This is a genomic window from Streptomyces sparsogenes, from assembly GCF_001704635.1.
GTDB classification, from domain to species: Bacteria; Actinomycetota; Actinomycetes; order Streptomycetales; family Streptomycetaceae; genus Streptomyces; species Streptomyces sparsogenes.
The window spans coordinates 1-896 of record NZ_MAXF01000257.1 but is presented as its reverse complement, the minus strand read 5'-3'; the positions used below and the strand labels follow the sequence as shown (position 1 = coordinate 896).

The window sequence follows — 896 nt, the reverse complement described above, 5'->3', positions numbered from 1 at the left end:
GGGGGGAGGGTGAGCAGGCCCGCGGCGTTGAGGTGCGGGTGCGCAATGGGACGGGGTGTCGGCTTACGCGCAGCGATTACGGGCTGAGCTCGGGGCAGTTCGTCGCGCGTCCTCCGGTGACGCTGGCCAAGGGGCAGGACGGCGTGTTCAAGGCGCAGGCGCGGGAGGGGTCGTACAAGGGGGTCGCGGGGTTCGTCGAGTACACGGCCGGCAGCTGTGACGCGAGCTGGCGCAACGGGCACACGGCCCGGCTGGTGTTCGGCGCCGCGGCCAACGGCATGAACAGCTACACCTCCGACGGCGGCGGGGCCTTCGGGACCCGGCTCTCCGGCGGGGGCGGGTCTCAGGCCGTGATGACCTGGATCGTGAGCAGGTAGCGGGGCTGTTGCAGAGTCGGTGCCCGATCATGACCCCACCGGAGCGTACGGCCGCCGGGCCGGGCATAGGGTCGAGGGAGTAGGCACCCTCACAGTGGAGGTAAGAGGTCATGGCCGGAATTCCGGCAGGTGTGGTGGCCGCGGGCGGGCTCGTCGGCGGGTACGGGGTGGCGCGCTGGACCAAGAAGCGGCAGCTGGGCGGGGTGGCGCTGGCGGCGGCCGGGGTGGTGGCCGCGCGTGGCTGGAAGCAGAAGGCGGGGACTGGGACGGCGGCGGTGCTGAGTGGGCTGTACGTCGCGGCCTTCGCCGGGTCGCATCCGCTCGCCAAGAAGCTCGGGGCCTGGCCCTCGGTCCTCACCGTGGCCGGCGGGGTCGCCGCAGCGTCCTGGGCCGCCGCCGACCGGCGGAGCGTCGGGGCCGCGGCCTAGAACACACCTGAAACGTTGCGCGGCGGGGAGGGCCTGGTGCCCTCCCCGCCGCGTTTTGCGGTGAGTTCGGGACAGCGACACGCCGTGGCGT

General features: G+C 73.3%; 2 protein-coding genes. Both read left to right on the top strand.

The window, feature by feature from the left end; genetic code table 11:
* On the top strand, positions 1 to 377 hold a 377-nt coding region (locus tag BBH68_RS38740; protein WP_218029740.1), incomplete at its 5' end, for a hypothetical protein.
* A gap of 110 nt (positions 378 to 487) precedes the next feature.
* Complete coding sequence (locus BBH68_RS38735; RefSeq protein ID WP_076970872.1) at positions 488 to 805, top strand: hypothetical protein; 318 nt, start codon at positions 488 to 490, stop codon at positions 803 to 805.
* Positions 806 to 896 lie beyond the last annotated feature (91 nt).